General features: G+C 48.1%; 13 protein-coding genes and 1 tRNA gene. 12 read left to right on the top strand and 2 right to left on the bottom strand.

The window, feature by feature from the left end; all coding sequences use genetic code 11:
* The first annotated feature begins 45 nt into the window (after window positions 1–45).
* Entirely contained in the window at window positions 46–627 is a 582-nt protein-coding gene (locus FYJ34_RS02275) for a hypothetical protein (RefSeq protein ID WP_330582502.1), read from the top strand.
* Window positions 628–794: 167 nt separating this feature from the next.
* Here FYJ34_RS02275 and FYJ34_RS02270 read toward each other — a convergent pair whose 3' ends face one another.
* Window positions 795–1,109, bottom strand: a complete 315-nt coding sequence (locus FYJ34_RS02270) for a YbjQ family protein (RefSeq protein WP_154475903.1) — start codon at window positions 1,107–1,109, stop codon at window positions 795–797.
* 153 nt (window positions 1,110–1,262) lie between these two features.
* On the opposite strand from FYJ34_RS02270, the gene dapB reads away from it, so the two are divergent.
* The gene (gene dapB, locus FYJ34_RS02265; protein ID WP_154475901.1) at window positions 1,263–2,057 is read left to right on the top strand and encodes a 4-hydroxy-tetrahydrodipicolinate reductase; all 795 of its coding nucleotides are present in this window, start codon (window positions 1,263–1,265) and stop codon (window positions 2,055–2,057) included.
* A 96-nt stretch (window positions 2,058–2,153) separates the two neighbouring features.
* Here dapB and FYJ34_RS02260 read toward each other — a convergent pair.
* Window positions 2,154–2,228, bottom strand: a tRNA-Pro gene (locus FYJ34_RS02260).
* Between the two features lie 117 nt (window positions 2,229–2,345).
* Between FYJ34_RS02260 and arcC the strand changes: the two genes are divergently transcribed.
* The 10 genes from arcC to mreB all read left to right on the top strand — a co-directional run bounded on the left by arcC (window position 2,346) and on the right by mreB (window position 16,649).
* Window positions 2,346–3,275, top strand: coding sequence for a carbamate kinase (arcC, locus tag FYJ34_RS02255; RefSeq protein WP_154475899.1), 930 nt, complete (start codon window positions 2,346–2,348; stop codon window positions 3,273–3,275).
* A gap of 349 nt (window positions 3,276–3,624) precedes the next feature.
* The gene (locus FYJ34_RS02250) at window positions 3,625–4,395 is read left to right on the top strand and encodes an ABC transporter ATP-binding protein (protein WP_154475897.1); all 771 of its coding nucleotides are present in this window, start codon (window positions 3,625–3,627) and stop codon (window positions 4,393–4,395) included.
* Window positions 4,396–4,399: 4 nt separating this feature from the next.
* The gene (locus tag FYJ34_RS02245) at window positions 4,400–5,608 is read left to right on the top strand and encodes an ABC transporter permease (protein WP_154475895.1); all 1,209 of its coding nucleotides are present in this window, start codon (window positions 4,400–4,402) and stop codon (window positions 5,606–5,608) included.
* 116 nt (window positions 5,609–5,724) lie between these two features.
* Entirely contained in the window at window positions 5,725–6,174 is a 450-nt protein-coding gene (gene nrdR / locus FYJ34_RS02240; RefSeq protein WP_154475893.1) for a transcriptional regulator NrdR, read from the top strand.
* 230 nt (window positions 6,175–6,404) lie between these two features.
* A complete protein-coding gene (gene truA, locus FYJ34_RS02235) occupies window positions 6,405–7,139 on the top strand; it encodes a tRNA pseudouridine(38-40) synthase TruA (RefSeq protein WP_154475891.1) in 735 nt (244 codons plus the stop codon).
* A 36-nt stretch (window positions 7,140–7,175) separates the two neighbouring features.
* Window positions 7,176–7,928 carry an exodeoxyribonuclease III gene (locus tag FYJ34_RS02230; protein WP_154475889.1) on the top strand — a complete coding sequence of 251 codons (753 nt, stop codon included), beginning with the start codon at window positions 7,176–7,178 and terminating at the stop codon, window positions 7,926–7,928.
* Between the two features lie 74 nt (window positions 7,929–8,002).
* Window positions 8,003–10,135 carry an MBL fold metallo-hydrolase gene (locus tag FYJ34_RS02225; protein ID WP_154475887.1) on the top strand — a complete coding sequence of 711 codons (2,133 nt, stop codon included), beginning with the start codon at window positions 8,003–8,005 and terminating at the stop codon, window positions 10,133–10,135.
* 467 nt (window positions 10,136–10,602) lie between these two features.
* Window positions 10,603–12,588 (top strand): excinuclease ABC subunit UvrB, encoded by a 1,986-nt coding sequence (uvrB, locus tag FYJ34_RS02220; protein WP_154475885.1) that lies wholly within the window; start codon window positions 10,603–10,605, stop codon window positions 12,586–12,588.
* A gap of 43 nt (window positions 12,589–12,631) precedes the next feature.
* On the top strand, window positions 12,632–15,475 hold the full coding sequence (uvrA, locus tag FYJ34_RS02215; RefSeq protein WP_154475883.1) for an excinuclease ABC subunit UvrA: 2,844 nt from the start codon (window positions 12,632–12,634) through the stop codon (window positions 15,473–15,475).
* Window positions 15,476–15,656: 181 nt separating this feature from the next.
* A complete protein-coding gene (gene mreB / locus FYJ34_RS02210; protein ID WP_154475881.1) occupies window positions 15,657–16,649 on the top strand; it encodes a rod shape-determining protein in 993 nt (330 codons plus the stop codon).

Raw genomic sequence — 16,649 nt, 5'->3', positions numbered from 1 at the left:
TTCCCCGGCGGAAGGCAGGATTTCCATCGGGAAGGAGAGAGTGCTGTGATAGAAACAGGTGTGGTAAACGGAAGGTTTCAGGTGTTGAATTTGAAGCATATGGAATATATTCTGGCGGCAAAGATGAAGTGCTCCAAGCTCTTTATTGGGATCAATAACCCGGATGCACTGCATACAAAGGAGTCGGAGGCAGATAGGAACCGGTCGGAGAAATCGGCAAATCCCTTTACCTATTTTGAACGGTATGAAATGCTGCGGATGGCTCTTCGGGAATTCAGAGTTCCGGAGAATGAATTTGATATTATTCCGTTTCCCATCAACCTTCCCGAATATATTTTACAGTATGCACCAAAGGACGCCACATATTTTTTGGGGCTGTATGAAGAATGGGATGCAGAAAAGCTTGAGATACTGGAAGGCCTGGGAGTCAGAACGGAGGTTTTGTGGAGAAAAACGCCGGAGCAAAAAGGCGTATCTTCTTCCTGCATCCGGCGAAAGATAGCTCTGGGAGAGGAGTGGGCGGACTATGTACCTCCCAGCGTGTATCAATACATGAAAGAACGTCATCTAGATGAAAGAGTACGCCGTCTGGAGAAAATGCGGATGGATGAAAAATCATTGATCTGATAAAAGAGGCGGCGACAAAGAACAAAGACCCGTCCGGATCAGCGTCGTATGTCTGTGATAGGAAAAGAGAGAGCCCTGCAAGTACGCGACAACTTGCAGGGCTCTCTCTTGAAATTTTTTGTTGATCAGAAAAACTGCTCCAAAGGCCGCAACATTTTGTGACCGGATTATTCTACAAATTTTACAGCTGTTCCGTAGGCCATAACTTCAGAAGCATTCTGAACGATCTGACTGGAAGCGTAACGGATGTTGATAACGGCATCAGCTCCCATGGAAGCGGCGTCTTCTGCCATACGGCGCGTGGCGGTGGCGCGGGATTCGTTCATCATTTCCGTATAGGAGGTCAATTCGCCGCCTACGATGGTTTTGAAAGAATTCAGGATATCCTTTCCGATGTGTACAGACTGTACCATGGTTCCTCTGACCAGACCGATGATCTCAAACTTCTTTCCGGGGATGTAATCTGTATTTACTAGTATCATGAGACTCCTCCTTTGTTCGTCTGTATTATAAATTTGATACAATTATAGATCCTTGTAAAATAAAAAGCAAGAAAATATTTTTGGAAGTTTTGCCATGTGCTATAATTTTACCAGAGGGATCCGAAAACAAAGAAAAGACGGGAGGGAAGAAAGATGAATGTGATTGTGATAGGACCGAGAGGAAAAATGGGAAAGCTGATCACACAGGCGGCAGCACAGAGAGAGGATATGATTCTGGTGGGAGGAGTCGCCCCCAAAGGAAGAGACTATGTAGGCAAAGACCTGGGACAGGCGGCTATGCTGGGGGAAAATCTGGGAAAGCTGGTCTATGATGATCTGGAGGAGATCATAGAGGACTGTGATGTGATCATTGATTTTTCCACCAGAGAGACCTCTATGAATGTCCTGGACGCCGCACGCAGGCATAAAAAAGCGCTGGTATGTGGAACTACCGGATTTTCAGAAGAAGAGAGAAATAAATTTGTACAGGCCGCGGGAGAAATCCCTATTCTTTACGCAGCAAATACATCCAGGATGGTCAATGTTATGCGAAAGCTTCTGGAAACAGCAGTCCGACTACTGCCGGAGGCGGATGTCGAAATCCTGGAAATGCATGATCAATGGAAGATCGACGCTCCCAGCGGGACATCCAGAGAGCTGGGAGAGGCGATGGCAAAGGCATTGGGAAAAGAATGGGAAAAAATGGCTGTTTTTGGACGGGAAGGAGCATCTCCCAGAGAAAAGGGAACCATGGGATACCATTCCCTGCGGGCAGGCAATATCCCCAGCAGTCATACTGTATTTTTGGGAGGAATGGGAGAGCGTTTGGAAATTACCCACCACTCCTATAACTGGGAATGCTTTGCGAGAGGAGCCTGCGACTGTGCGGCGTTTCTGGAAGGGAAGCCGGCAGGTTATTATACGATAGAAGATGTGATCCAATTATAGCGGGGACCGGAAGAGAAGAGGCCGCATGGAGCAGCAGTAGTTTTGCTGACAACAAAAAAGAGCATCAGACAAAAGTGTGTGATGCTCTCTTTACAGTCGGGGTAACAGGATTCGAACCTGCGACCTCACGGCCCCCAGCCGTGCGCTCTGACCAAGCTGAGCCATACCCCGATAGACCTATTCTAGCGAATTTGGAAAAAGAATGCAAGTATTATTTTTCATTAAGAGGTATGTTATAATCATTTTCAATAGAAACGGCATGACAGAAAGCTGTGAGGAGGAACGCAAATGAAGAAAAGAGCGGTACTGGCACTGGGACACAGGGCGTTGGGAATCACCCTGCCGGATCAACAAAAGGCAGTAACAAAGACGGCGGAAGCGATCGCAGATCTGATAGAAGAAGGGTATCAGGTGGCGATCACCCACAGCAACGCGCCTCAGGTGGGGATGATCCATACAGCCATGAATGAATTTGGCAAAGAGCACCAGGACTATACGGCAGCGCCCATGTCAGTGTGTTCGGCTATGAGTCAGGGATACATCGGATATGACTTGCAGAAGGCCATTCGAGAAGCATTGTTAAATAGAGGTCTTTATCGGACGGTCAGTACCGTATTGACCCAGGTGATCGTAGATCCCTATGACGAAGCTTTTTACACGCCTACAAAAGTGTTGGGGCGTTATCTGAACGCAGAGGAGGCTGCAAAGGAGAGGAAAAAGGGAAATTATGTGGTGGAAGAGCCGGGAAAAGGTTTCCGCAGAATCGTAGCGGCGCCCAATCCGGTTGCCATTGTGGAGATTGATGCGATAAAAGCGCTCCTGGATGCAGATCAGGTGGTGATCGCAGCCGGAGGCGGAGGGATCCCTGTGCTGGAGCAGGAGCATCATCTGAAGGGAGCCAGCGCGGTAGTGGAGAAAGATCTGGCGGCCGGGAAGCTGGCAGAAGAGACGGATGCAGACGAACTGATTATCCTGACCAGCGTGGAAAAGGTAAAGATCCACATGGGGACAGACAGAGAGGAACAGCTGGAGGAGATCAGCGTGGAGGAAGCAAAAGGCTATATGGAAGAAGGACACTTTGGAGTATATAATATGCTTCCGAAGTTTCGGGCGTCCATTTCCTTTCTGGAGAAACGGGAGGGAAGAAGGGCGATCATCACTTCTTTCGATCATGTAAAAGCTGCGGTTCAGGGAAAAACAGGGACAAGGATCCTGTAAAAAGCCATCAAATATCAAACATGCCAGAAACATTGGAAATAATAGGGTCAATCAGAAACCATCAGCAGTGAAGGCCTCTTTTGTCAGACGGAACCTGACGAAAGGAGTTCACCTCATAGGGCTGATGGTTCTGTTTTACAGGAAATTGTATGTGAGTATGAAAATCAAAGAAAATCCCTGCAAACATGCGGGAAAGCACAGAGAAAGCCAGAGGGAAGGAAGCGGGGCGTCCGGAGCATCTCCGGGGAAGAAAAAGAGGTTGACAAGAAAAAAGAGAGGAAGTATGATTGTATCAACAAAGCAATACAATAAGACAATATCAGAAACGAGCAGGAAGAGGGGTGCAAAGATGATAGAAATCAAAAATCTGACGAAGGTGTATCGTCTGAACAAAAAGCAGATGATGGAGTTAAAGACGAAGGATCCTAAAAAGACGGCGGTAGGAAATCTGAGCTTTCAGGCGAAAGAGGGAGAGATCTATGGCCTTCTGGGACCAAACGGTGCGGGAAAGACGACCACGCTCCGCTGTATCGCTACCTTGATTCCTCCTACCGAAGGAGAGATTTATGTGAATGGATACGAGGTGCAGAAGGAGCCCAAGAAAGTCAGGACGCAGATTGGATTTCTGACCAGTGACATTAAACTGGATGAGCAGTTTACAGTAGATTATATGTTTGATTTTTTCGGACGGCTGCATGAAGTGGAAAAAGATACTCTTCAACAGAGAAAAGAGGAATTGTTTTCCTATTTTGGGATCGAAGGCTTTGCCCATAAGCAGATCAAGGAGCTTTCCACAGGAATGAAGCAGAAAGCAGCCATTGCAGTGAGTCTGGTACATGATCCCAGGATCGTTATTTTTGACGAACCTACCAACGGATTGGATATCATCACGGCAAGAGGGGTAACAGACTATCTGAAAAAGCTGCGGAATGAAGGAAAGCTGATCGTGGTTTCCACCCATATTATGTCGGAAGCACAAAAACTGTGTGACAGGATCGGGATCATTGTGGATGGAGAAATGGTGGCAGAAGGTACGGTGGCAGAACTTCTGCAGCAGACCGGAGCACAGGATCTGGAAGACGCATTTTTCGAATTTTACAGGGAAAAGAAGGGGGAGTAGCGGCATGAAAGGAATCAGAGAAATATTCGGGAAAGAAATGGCGCGGATATTCAGGGACAAAAAAATGGTATTTTCTGTCTTTGTATTGCCGGTGGTGATCATGCTGGTTATTTTTTCGGTTGTGGGAATGATGGCGGAACGGAAGCAGAAAGACATCGAGGCACACAAATCCAGGATTTATACACTTCACGCGCCGACAGACTTTCAGCAACAGATGGAAGCGTCAGGATTTTTGGCCGAATATACACAGATTGAATCTGAAAAAGAATTTGAGGCGGCAAAGAAGAAGATCAAAGAGGGAGAGATCGATCTGATCGTAAGATTTTCCGATGGATTTGAAGAGCAGACAAAGGCTTACAAAGAAGGGGAGCCTCTTCCCTGGGTCAATACCTACGAAAATCCGTCAGAAGAATATTCGGCCAAGACGTCCTCCTTTGTGAAAACAATGCTGGAATCTTATCGTCAGACACTTCTGGTAGAGCGAGTGGAAGATCTGAGGCAATTGACGGTTTTTGAAGTCAACACAGACAACTCTCAGATGTATATTCAGGATAAGGCGAAGGCGACAGGCAAGATGGCGGGAACCATGCTGCCCTACTTTGTAACCGTCTTTTTGTTTGCAGGGGCGATGGGAATCGGAACGGATATGATAGCAGGAGAGAAGGAAAGAGGAACCATGTACAGCCTTCTGGTGACGCCGATCCAGAGAAGCTCTATTGTACTGGGGAAGGTGTTTTCGCTTATGACGATCTCCGGAATTTCCGCAATTGTATATGTGACGGCCCTGGCAGTGGCGGCGAATACGATTTTTAAAGACAAGCTGTCGGGAGCAAACTTCCACCTGGATATTCAGGCGGGGCAGATCGCTATGCTGGGAGTACTGCTATTGTTTATGTCCTTCCTGTATTCTACCATCATTGCACTGATCTCTGTGTTTGCAAAGACGGTGAAAGAAGCAGGAACTTATATTATGCCGGCCTATATGCTGGTGCTGATCATCGGTCTGATCTCCATGTTTTCAACAGGAAAACCCCAGGAAAGCCTCTGGTTTGTCCCGTTTTACAACAATGCCATGGCGATTCAGGGAATCATGAGTCAGGAGATCACCTTGTTCCAGTACGGGATCACGGTGGCGGAAACACTGGCATTGGGAGTGATTTTGACAGGGGTGATCGTGAAGGCATTTGAGAGTGAGAAGGTCATGTCTAAATAGGAGGATATTTGAAGGAAGAAAAACGGAAGGAACCGGAACTGTAAGGGACAATGGATTGACTTCACGAACCGGACAGGCTATACTGAAACCAACAAAATGAGAAGAGGTTAGACAACATGAAATGTCCTTATTGCAATCACCCGGATACAAAAGTAGTGGATTCCAGACCGACGGAGGACGGGAATTCCATCCGAAGACGGAGAGCCTGTGAAATCTGCAAAAAGAGGTTCACCACTTATGAAAAAGTGGAGACGATCCCACTCATCATTATCAAAAAGGATAATAACAGGGAACAGTATGATCGTGGCAAAATAGAAAACGGAGTGTTGCGCGCCTGTTATAAAAGGCCGATTTCAGCAGAAGCCATCAAGGCGGCAGTAGACCGGATCGAGACGCAGGTGTTCAGCCTGGAAGAAAAGGAAATTCCCAGCAACCGTATCGGTGAGATGGTCATGGAGGAGCTTAAGAGGCTGGACGAGGTGGCGTATGTGCGGTTTGCTTCTGTGTACAGAGAGTTCAAAGATGTGAATACCTTTATGGACGAACTGAAGAAGATCCTGGGGTAAGACAGAAAAGAGACGGTGAGAACCTCCTTGAAAAGGGGAGAGAGCCGCCATCCGGATTCAAAGCCGCAAGGCCTGGGGCAGGTTCGGAACAGCCCTGGAGCAAGCTTCGGAGCGGGCTTAACAAGTATTTGCGAATCCCGGAAAAAGGTGGTAGAATGATGAAAGAAGTGTACGATAAGGTATGCTTCTTTCTTTTTACTGTAAATGGAAAAGAGGCAAGGTGAATATAGATGAGAACATATAAACTGACGATTTCCTATGACGGAAGCAGGTTTCAAGGATGGCAGAGGCAGTCTACCACAGATAACACCATCCAGTTTATCTTGGAGTGGAGCATCGGAAAGCTGGTGGGATATCGGGTACATGTGGACGGATCGGGACGGACGGATGCGGGCGTACACGCAAGAGGACAGGTGGCAAGTGTTCAGCTGGGCAGGCTGTATGACACGCAGGAATTCAGAGAATCCCTGAATCGTTACCTTCCGGAAGACATCCGGGTCATCAAGGTAGAGCTGATGAAAAACGGATTTCATGCCAGAAAAAGCGCAAAAGGAAAAAAGTACGAGTATTATATTGACTGCAGGGAAAAGCCGGATGTATTTTCCCGAAGATATTGTTATCATTATCCGGAAAAGCTGGATATCCAGGCCATGCGAAAAGCGGCCTCCTATCTGATCGGGGCAAGAAATTTCACCAGTTTTACAGATGATAAGGATTGCAGCGATCCGGTCCGGCAGATTACTAACATCAAGATCCTGAGTTCGGGAGAAAAGGTGCGGATCACTTACTACGGATCAGGATTTTTGTATCACATGGTACGGATCCTGACAGGAACTCTTCTGGAAGTGGGAACGGGAAAACGGGATCCGGCGATGCTTCCCGTAGTGATCGCGGCAGAAGATCGTCGGCTGGCAGGATTTTTGGCGCCGGCAAGAGGATTGTTCCTGCGTAAGGTATATTACTAGAATCTATACATAGGAAAACAGAAAGTGAGGACATAGATGAAGTTTGTTTCGTGGAATGTGAATGGGATCAGAGCGTGCGTACAGAAGGGATTTCTGGAATTTTTTCAGGAGGCGGATGCGGATATTTTCTGTATCCAGGAGTCTAAAATGCAGGAGGGACAGCTGGAGCTTGCGACTCCGGGATACCATCAGTACTGGAATTACGCGAAGAAGAAAGGGTATTCGGGCACCGCGATCTTCACAAAGGAAGAGCCGCTGTCGGTACAGTATGGAATCGGGATAGAAGCGCATGATCAGGAGGGGCGGGTGATTACCCTGGAATTCGAGGAATACTATTTTATCACCGTTTATACGCCCAATTCGCAGAGTGAACTGGCAAGGCTTTCTTACCGGATGGAGTGGGAAAAAGACTTTCTTGCCTATCTGAAACGACTGGAGGAGATGAAGCCGGTGATCTTCTGTGGCGACCTGAATGTGGCGCACCGGGAGATCGATCTGAAAAATCCCAAGACCAACCGTAAGAATGCAGGCTTTACCGATGAGGAAAGGCAAAAATTCACCGAACTGATAGAGGCAGGTTTTATTGATACTTTCCGTTATTTTTATCCGGATCAGACAGAGATCTATTCCTGGTGGTCTTACAGATTTCGTGCCAGAGAAAAAAATGCAGGGTGGCGGATCGATTATTTCTGTGTATCAGAGGAACTGAAAGACAGGCTGGAGGATGCACAGATACTGACAGATGTGATGGGATCGGATCATTGTCCGGTGGTGCTGCAGATGAAATAAGGGCGACAGGCAAAGCAAGGAAATTGTGAAGAAAAGCCAGAAATAGGAGTGGATCGGCGGGTCAGGGAGGAAACGTGAAAAAAGGAAACTGGAAAAAGAGAGGGATGGCAATCATACTGGTAGCTGCTGTGGCTGCCGGAGCGGTACATATACCAACGGTATATGCGGAAGACAGTGATTTGCAGAGCAGGGATGCAGAAGCATCAGAGCAAGATGCACCAGGCTTGATGGAAGGAATAGATCTGCGGGAAGTGACGGTTGAAAACGAACCGAAAGCCATGGCGGCAGAGACAGTTCCACAGCAGACAGATGTCGTGAATACAGAGAGTGAAACTGGGATCGTAAAGGTTCATATGGTCACTTCCACTCAGAGTACCAATGCATTTATATTGGAATGCGACGGGCATTTTGCCGTGGTAGATTCGGGAGAGGATAAAGACTATCCTCAAAATCCCAGGTGGGGAGTGACGATCGGGCAAGGAATTGAAGAAAAAGTGATCGCTTACATGCACAGACTGGGAGTGACAGAAGATAACTTTGACTATTATATCGGAACGCATGCACACTCTGATCATATCGGATCGGCAGACGAGATTATCCGGGAATTTCGACCAAAGACAGTCATAACGCCCAAGTATCAGGATGAGTTTCTGTTCAGTGAGGCTGGTTGTTTTGATAACCTCTATGTGTATGAAAGAATGCTGGATGCTGCCAAGGAGGTTGGGGCAGAGATACTTTTGAATACTCCGACAGACCCTTATGAGGTGCCTTTAGGAAGTGCAAGGATTCGGATATTCAACGGTGCAAGAGAAATAAAGCCTGGATCCTTGTATGATGTGAATGAAATCTCTCTGGGCGTGAAGATAACCGGAAGCAATGGAAGAGCAGCGTTCATTGGAGGCGATATCAATGATATCTGGGGAGTGGAATCCCGATTGAAAAACGAAATTGGAACTGTAGATGTATGTTCAATGAACCATCATGGAGTACCAGGATCCAATACTTATGAATATGTGAAGGCTCTGCACCCGAGGATCATACTGGCGCCCATCGCAACACCAGCTTATGCATCGGCAGAAAACGATCCACAGGATCCATGGCACAGTGCATATGAGGGGATTCTGGAACTGCTCAAAGAAGGGACCAGAGTGGTGGCAGCCGGAGACATGGCTTCAGATTTTGCGATTACAGTGCATTTGGACGATACGTTGAAGAACAATATTCCCGATGACTTGGAAGGAAGCCTGATAGGAGTAGACAGGAATCTGGCAAGGATGTTTCAGGTAAACCTAAAGGGAGGATACCTGAAGGAAACGATACGAGATGGATATTGGATGAATGTCCAGGGCGGATGGCGCTACAGGTTTCAGGGCAGATTTTTGGCGCAGGGGTTTGAAGAGATAAACGGAATCCTGTATTATTTTCATCCAAACGGATATATGGCAACCGGTTGGATTCTGGACAGTGGAAAATGGTATTATGCCAATGAAGACGGCAGTCTGGCAACCTTCAAGTGGGTCAACTCCGGAGGCAAATGGTATTATCTGGGAGCAGACCATATTATGTTGACCAATGCTGTGACGGATGATGGATATTATGTAGATGGAAACGGTGTCTGGATTCAGACGGGGAAATGGATCAAAGATGGGATCGGTTGGTGGTATCGGTATCCGAACGGTTCCTGGCCGCAGGATTGTATAGCTTTGATCGGTGGCGAAAGATACAGCTTTGATGCAAGAGGCTATATGCAGACCGGATGGATCAAAAGAGGGGAAAGCTGGTACTATGCAGAGTCAAGCGGAGCCCTTCGGAAAAGTCAGTGGCTGTTCTACCGGGGAGTTTGGTATTACTTGAAGGCAGATGGAAGGATGGCAGTCAGTGAGATGACTCCCGATGGATACAAAGTGGACGAAGAAGGACGCTACATGGAGATCCAGGGGGACAAATGGGTAAAAGATACAGTGGGTTGGTGGTACCGCTATGCAGACGGATCCTGGCCCAGCAATAAGTTTGTTACTATCGAAGGAAAGGTTTATTATTTTAGTGAAGAAGGTTACCGCCAAAGCGGCTGGATCAAGGTGGGAGAAGACTGGTATTATGCAGAGACAGATGGAAGCATAGTTTTTTCAAAGTGGATTCCATATAAAGGAACATGGTACTATCTGCTGCCGGATGGAAAAATGATGAAACCATACAGGAAAAAATAGTACACAACTGGTGGAAAGTGAGTTTGCGCCTTAGTTGAACCGGAGGCACGGAAGAGGGACCCTAAGCAGAAAAAGGAACAGGATATCCTCCATACAGCAAGGGAAGTTGCAGGATTCAAAAAGCCGGTTGCGGTGTAAAAGAATACTATTTGCGTGGGAGCAGGTTTCCGGAGTACGTTCAAGTGATCCGGAAGCCTGTTTTGTCATCGGCCCGGAATCCTGTCAAGGAAGGTTGCAACATTCTGTCTGGCAGGTGCATAATGGAATAAAGAATCCGAAGCCGAATAGTTCTATCCGGTTTCGGAGTATCCGACGAGATCAGTTGGAACGGAGGAAGAAACAAAGTATCTGCGGAGCGGAGTTTTGGGAACAAACAGAACAAACATTCGATTCATTCTATACATTTTCTTTGGATTCTGATATAATGGCAACAGAAAATGCAGATAGCAGATTCATAGGAGGATTTCATGGAGCATTTTGAATTAGTATCAGAATACGCCCCCACCGGCGATCAGCCGCAGGCGATCGAACAACTGGTGAAGGGCTTTCAGGAAGGTAACCAGTGCCAGACACTACTGGGAGTGACCGGCTCCGGAAAGACCTTTACCATGGCAAATGTTATTCAGCAGCTTAACAGACCGACGCTGGTCATTGCACACAATAAGACTTTAGCGGCACAGCTTTACGGGGAATTTAAAGAATTTTTCCCGAATAATGCAGTGGAATATTTTGTATCCTATTATGATTACTACCAGCCGGAGGCCTATGTACCTTCTTCTGACACTTATATTGCAAAAGATTCGTCCATCAATGATGAGATCGATAAGCTGCGCCATTCGGCTACGGCGGCTCTGTCTGAACGAAGAGATGTGATCATCGTAGCCAGCGTATCCTGTATTTACGGACTGGGTTCTCCCATCGACTATCAGGAGATGGTGCTGTCTCTCAGGCCGGGGATGGAAAGAGACCGGGATGATGTGATACGAAAGCTGATAGATATCCAGTATGACAGAAACGAGATGGACTTCAAACGGGGCACCTTTCGGGTACGGGGAGATGTGCTGGAGGTTTTTCCGGCAGGTTCGGGCGAAGAGGCGGTTCGGATAGAGTTTTTTGGAGATGAGATAGACAGGATCACCCAGATCGATGTTTTGACAGGAGCGGTAAAAAGCGAACTGAGTCATGTGGCGGTTTTTCCGGCTTCTCATTATGTGGTTTCCAGAGAAAGTATGGAACGGGCAATCCGCTGCATTGAAGAAGAGCTGCAGGAGCGGATCGGATATTTTAAGAGGGAAGGGAAGCTGTTGGAAGCCCAGAGGATTGAAGAGCGGACAAATTTTGATATAGAGATGATGCGGGAGACCGGTTTTTGTTCCGGGATCGAAAACTATTCCCGGCATCTGACGGGGCTTCAGGCGGGCTGTCCGCCCCATACGCTGATAGATTATTTTCCGGATGACTTTATGATCATGGTCGATGAATCCCACAAAACCATCCCGCAGATCAGTGGAATGTACCACGGAGACCAGTCCAGGAAATCCACCTTGGTGGAGTACGGTTTTCGCCTTCCGTCTGCAAAAGACAACAGACCTCTCAGCTTCGTGGAATTTGAAGGGAAAGTGAATCAGATGCTGTTTGTGTCAGCGACTCCCGGCGTCTATGAACAGGAGCAGGAGCTTTTGCGGGTACAGCAGGTGATCCGACCTACCGGTCTTTTGGATCCGGAGGTAGAAGTGGTGCCGGTGGAAGGACAGATCGATCACCTGCTGGGAGAAGTAAGGAAAGAGGCGGCCGGTGGACATAAGGTGTTGGTCACGACGCTGACCAAACGGATGGCAGAGGATCTGACAGATTATATGCGGGAGGTAGGGATTCGGGTCCGGTACCTCCACTCAGATATTGATACGCTGGAAAGGACGGAGATCGTCCGGGACATGCGGATGGATGTATTTGATGTGCTGGTAGGGATCAATCTCCTGCGGGAGGGGTTGGATATTCCGGAGATCACGCTGGTGGCGATCCTGGATGCGGATAAGGAGGGATTTTTGCGTTCAGAAACGTCTCTGGTGCAGACAATTGGGCGAGCAGCCAGAAATGCTGAAGGGAGAGTCCTGATGTATGCAGACAAGATCACTGATTCCATGGATCTGGCTATCCGGGAAACCATGCGAAGAAGAAAGATACAGATGGATTACAACCAGAAACATGGGATCACGCCGGCCACCATCAAAAAAGGAGTGAGGGATCTGATCGCAGTGTCGAAAAAGCTGACGGCAGAAGAGAATCTTCCGGATAAGGATCTGGAATCCATGAGCCAGAAGGAGCTGGAAAAACGGATAAAAGACCTGCAGAAGCATATGAAAAAGGCCGCAGCGGAACTGGATTTTGAGCGAGCAGCCATCCTAAGGGACCAGCTGGTCGAAGCCAAGAAATTTTTAGAAGAAAACCAATAAGGGAAAGGAATTGCAGCACAATTCGTGCAGCACAGGACAAAACATGGCAAAAAAACAGGAACAAAAGCAATGGATCCGGATAAGAGGAGCCAATGAACATAATTTAAAACAGATCGACCTGGACATTCCCAGGGAAGAACTGGTGGTGCTGACCGGGCTGAGCGGATCAGGAAAATCGTCTCTGGCATTTGACACGATCTATGCGGAAGGACAGAGGCGGTATATGGAATCCCTGTCCTCCTATGCCAGGCAGTTTCTGGGACAGATGGAAAAACCGGAAGTAGAAAGTATCGAAGGGCTGTCTCCGGCGATCTCTATCGACCAGAAATCCACGAACAAAAACCCCAGATCAACGGTGGGGACCGTGACAGAGGTGTATGACTATTTTCGTCTGCTCTACGCGAGAGCAGGTGTTCCTCATTGTCCAAAATGCGGGAAAGAGATCCGGAAACAGACGGTAGACCAGATGGTAGATCAGATCATGGAACTTCCGGAAAAAACCAGGATCCAGCTTCTGGCTCCGGTGGTCAGGGGAAGAAAGGGAACCCATGCCAAGATCCTGGAAAGAGTGAAAAAAAGCGGATATATCCGGGTGAGGATCGACGGAAATCTTTATGAACTCTCAGAGGAGATCCAGCTGGATAAAAATATCAAGCACAGCATAGATGTGGTGGTGGACCGTCTGGTCATCCGGGAGGGAATGGAAAAACGACTGACAGATTCGGTGGAAACGGTACTTCATCTGGCAGAAGGTTCTTTGACGGTGGAAGTGATAGGAGGAACAGAGATCCATTTCAGTCAAAGCTTTTCCTGTCCGGATTGCGAGATCAGCATTGATGAGATAGAACCGAGAAGTTTTTCGTTCAACAATCCATTCGGAGCCTGCCCGGACTGTTATGGCTTGGGATATAAGATGGAGTTTGACGTGGATCTGATGATCCCGGATCAGAGCCTGAGCATACAGGAAGGTGCAATCGCCGTAATGGGATGGCAGTCCTGCACGGATAAAAAAAGCTTTACCTATGCCGTGTTAAGCGCCTTAAGTAAGGAATACCGGTTTTCCCTGGACACGCCGTTTAGAGACTATCCCCAGGAGATCTATGACGTGCTGATCCATGGGACAAACGGAAAAGAACTGAAAGTGCATTACAAGGGGCAACGGGGGGAAGGGGTTTATGATGTAGCCTTTGAAGGACTGATCCGAAATGTGGAGAGAAGATACAGGGAGACGGCATCGGAAACGATGAAGGCAGAATACGAGGAGTTTATGAGGATCACCCCCTGTCATACCTGTAAGGGCCAGAGGTTAAAGCCGGGAGCTTTGGCGGTGACGATCGGAGATAAAAATATTTCAGAGGTAACGGCGCTGTCTATAGAAAAGCTGAACACCTTCCTGGAGGAACTGAAGCTGTCACAGCAGCAAAAGCTGATCGGGGAACAGATTCTAAAGGAAATCCGCTCCCGCATCCGGTTTCTGATGGATGTGGGGCTGGACTATCTGACCCTGGCAAGAGCGACAGGAAGCCTGTCAGGGGGAGAAGCGCAGAGAATCCGTCTGGCGACCCAGATCGGCTCCGGTCTGGTGGGGGTTGCCTATATTCTGGACGAACCCAGTATTGGCCTGCATCAGCGGGATAATGACAAGCTGCTGGGCACATTAAAACATCTCCGGGATCTGGGCAATACCGTGATTGTGGTGGAGCATGATGAAGATACGATGAAAGAGGCTGACTATATCGTGGATATCGGTCCGGGAGCAGGAGAACACGGAGGAGAAGTGGTGGCTGTAGGAACGGCCAAAGAGATCATGAAGAACCGCAGATCCATTACCGGAGATTATCTAAGCGGAAGAAAGCGGATACCGGTACCCGAAGTACGGAAAAGTCCGCAGGGCTGGATTGAGGTGAAAGGAGCCTGTGAAAATAATCTGAAGGACATAGATGTATCTTTTCCGCTGGGAGTGATGACCTGCGTAACAGGAGTTTCCGGCTCCGGAAAAAGCTCCCTGGTAAATGAGATCCTCTACAAGAAACTGGCGAGGGAACTGAACCGTGCAAGGGTGATTCCGGGAAAACACCGGGAAGTAACAGGGCTGGAGCAGCTGGATAAAGTGATCAATATCGATCAGTCACCGATAGGGAGAACGCCCAGGTCGAATCCTGCTACCTATACGGGAGTGTTTGATCTGATCAGAGATCTGTTCGCGGCAACGGCAGATGCAAAGGCCAGAGGATACAAGAAGGGGAGGTTCAGCTTTAATGTAAAGGGCGGCAGGTGCGAGGCCTGCAGCGGAGATGGGATCCTGAAAATCGAAATGCATTTTATGCCGGACGTCTATGTTCCCTGTGAGGTATGCAAGGGAAAAAGGTACAACAGGGAGACTCTGGAGGTAAAATACAAGGGGAAAAATATTTATGATGTGTTAAATATGACGGTGGAGGAGGCGCTGGCATTTTTTGAAAATGTTCCGTCTATCCGCAGAAAGATGGAAACACTTCACGACGTGGGGCTGTCCTATATCCGTCTGGGACAGCCGTCTACGACACTATCGGGCGGGGAAGCCCAGAGGATCAAGCTGGCGACAGAGCTGAGTAAGAGAAGCACGGGGAAAACCATATATATTTTGGATGAACCTACTACAGGGCTTCATTTCGCAGATGTGCATAAACTGACAGAGATCCTGCAGAGGCTGTCTGCAGATGGAAACACCGTGATCGTGATCGAACATAATCTGGATATGATCAAAACGGCGGATTACATCATTGATATCGGCCCGGAGGGCGGCGACAGGGGAGGAACAGTGATTGCCTCCGGAACACCGGAAGAGATTATCCTGTGCGAAAGATCCTATACCGGTCATTATATTGCGCCTCTTCTGAAGCATTAGAAAACGAAAAGGCCAGAAGGAGAACGGAAACCAAAAGGGGGATCCGGATGCTGTGCTAGAGCGGATGAAAAGAAAAAACCTCTTTTTATTTCGTGGATTTTTTTCTATAATAGCAGTTGGGATGACAGAACCAATTCCGGAGTGCCGGAAATTCAGAGGATTTTAAGAAAGAGAGAAGCAGATGATAGCAGATATAGGGATAGATTTGGGAACCTCCAGCATTCTGGTGTATGTAAGAGGCAAAGGTGTGATCATAAAAGAACCTTCTTTGGTAGCGTTTGACAAGGATAGCAATACGGTAAAGGCTATTGGAGAGGAGGCGAGGCAGCTTCTGGCAAGAACGGCGGGAAACGTAGTGCCGATGCGGCCCCTTCTCCATGGAACCATATCCGATTATTCCGTGACGGAAAAGGTGCTGAAATATTTTGTACAGAAGGCTATGGGAAAAAGGATGCTGAAAAAGCCTTTTATGAGCATTTGCATTCCCAGCCAGGTGACTGAAGTGGAAAAAAAGGCGGTAGAAGAAGCGGCTTATGCGGCAGGAGCAAGATCCATCAGCCTGGTGGAAGAACCGGTGGCGGCAGCCATAGGAGCCGGGATCGATATCTCAAAGCCGGCAGGGAGCATGGTGGTAGATATCGGAGGAGGAACAACGGATATTGCCGTCATTTCTCTGGGAGGGACGGTGGCAAGCAAGTCCCTCAGGGTAGCGGGGGATGATTTTGATGAGGCGATCATCCATTACATCAAAAAGGAACATCATATGCTGATCGGAGACAAGACGGCAGAACATATCAAGATTCATGCAGGAGCAGTATACCCTTTGATCGAGGAAGAGGTGATAGAGATCAGAGGAAGGAGTCTGGATACGGGGCTTCCCAAGCAGGTATCCGTCTCTTCCAGAGAAATCGAAGGAGCTTTGCATGAAGTAACGGAAGAGCTGATCCAGTCGGTAGTAGGGGTTTTGGAAAAGACTCCTCCGGAGCTGTGCGCGGATATTCTGGAAAGAGGGATCCTTCTGACGGGAGGAGGAGCATTGCTGCGCGGACTGGAAGAACTGATCCAGGAGAGGACGGGAGTCAATACCATTGTGGCAGATGATCCTATGAAGGTGGTAGCCATCGGAACAGGGAGATATGAGGAAGTGATCGGAGGAAGAAGACAGCCGAGGTAA

Source organism: Suipraeoptans intestinalis (assembly GCF_009696485.1).
Classification (GTDB): domain Bacteria; phylum Bacillota; class Clostridia; order Lachnospirales; family Lachnospiraceae; genus Suipraeoptans; species Suipraeoptans intestinalis.
The sequence above is the reverse complement of the archived record's forward strand: the minus strand, read 5'-3'. Positions and strand labels throughout refer to the sequence as shown.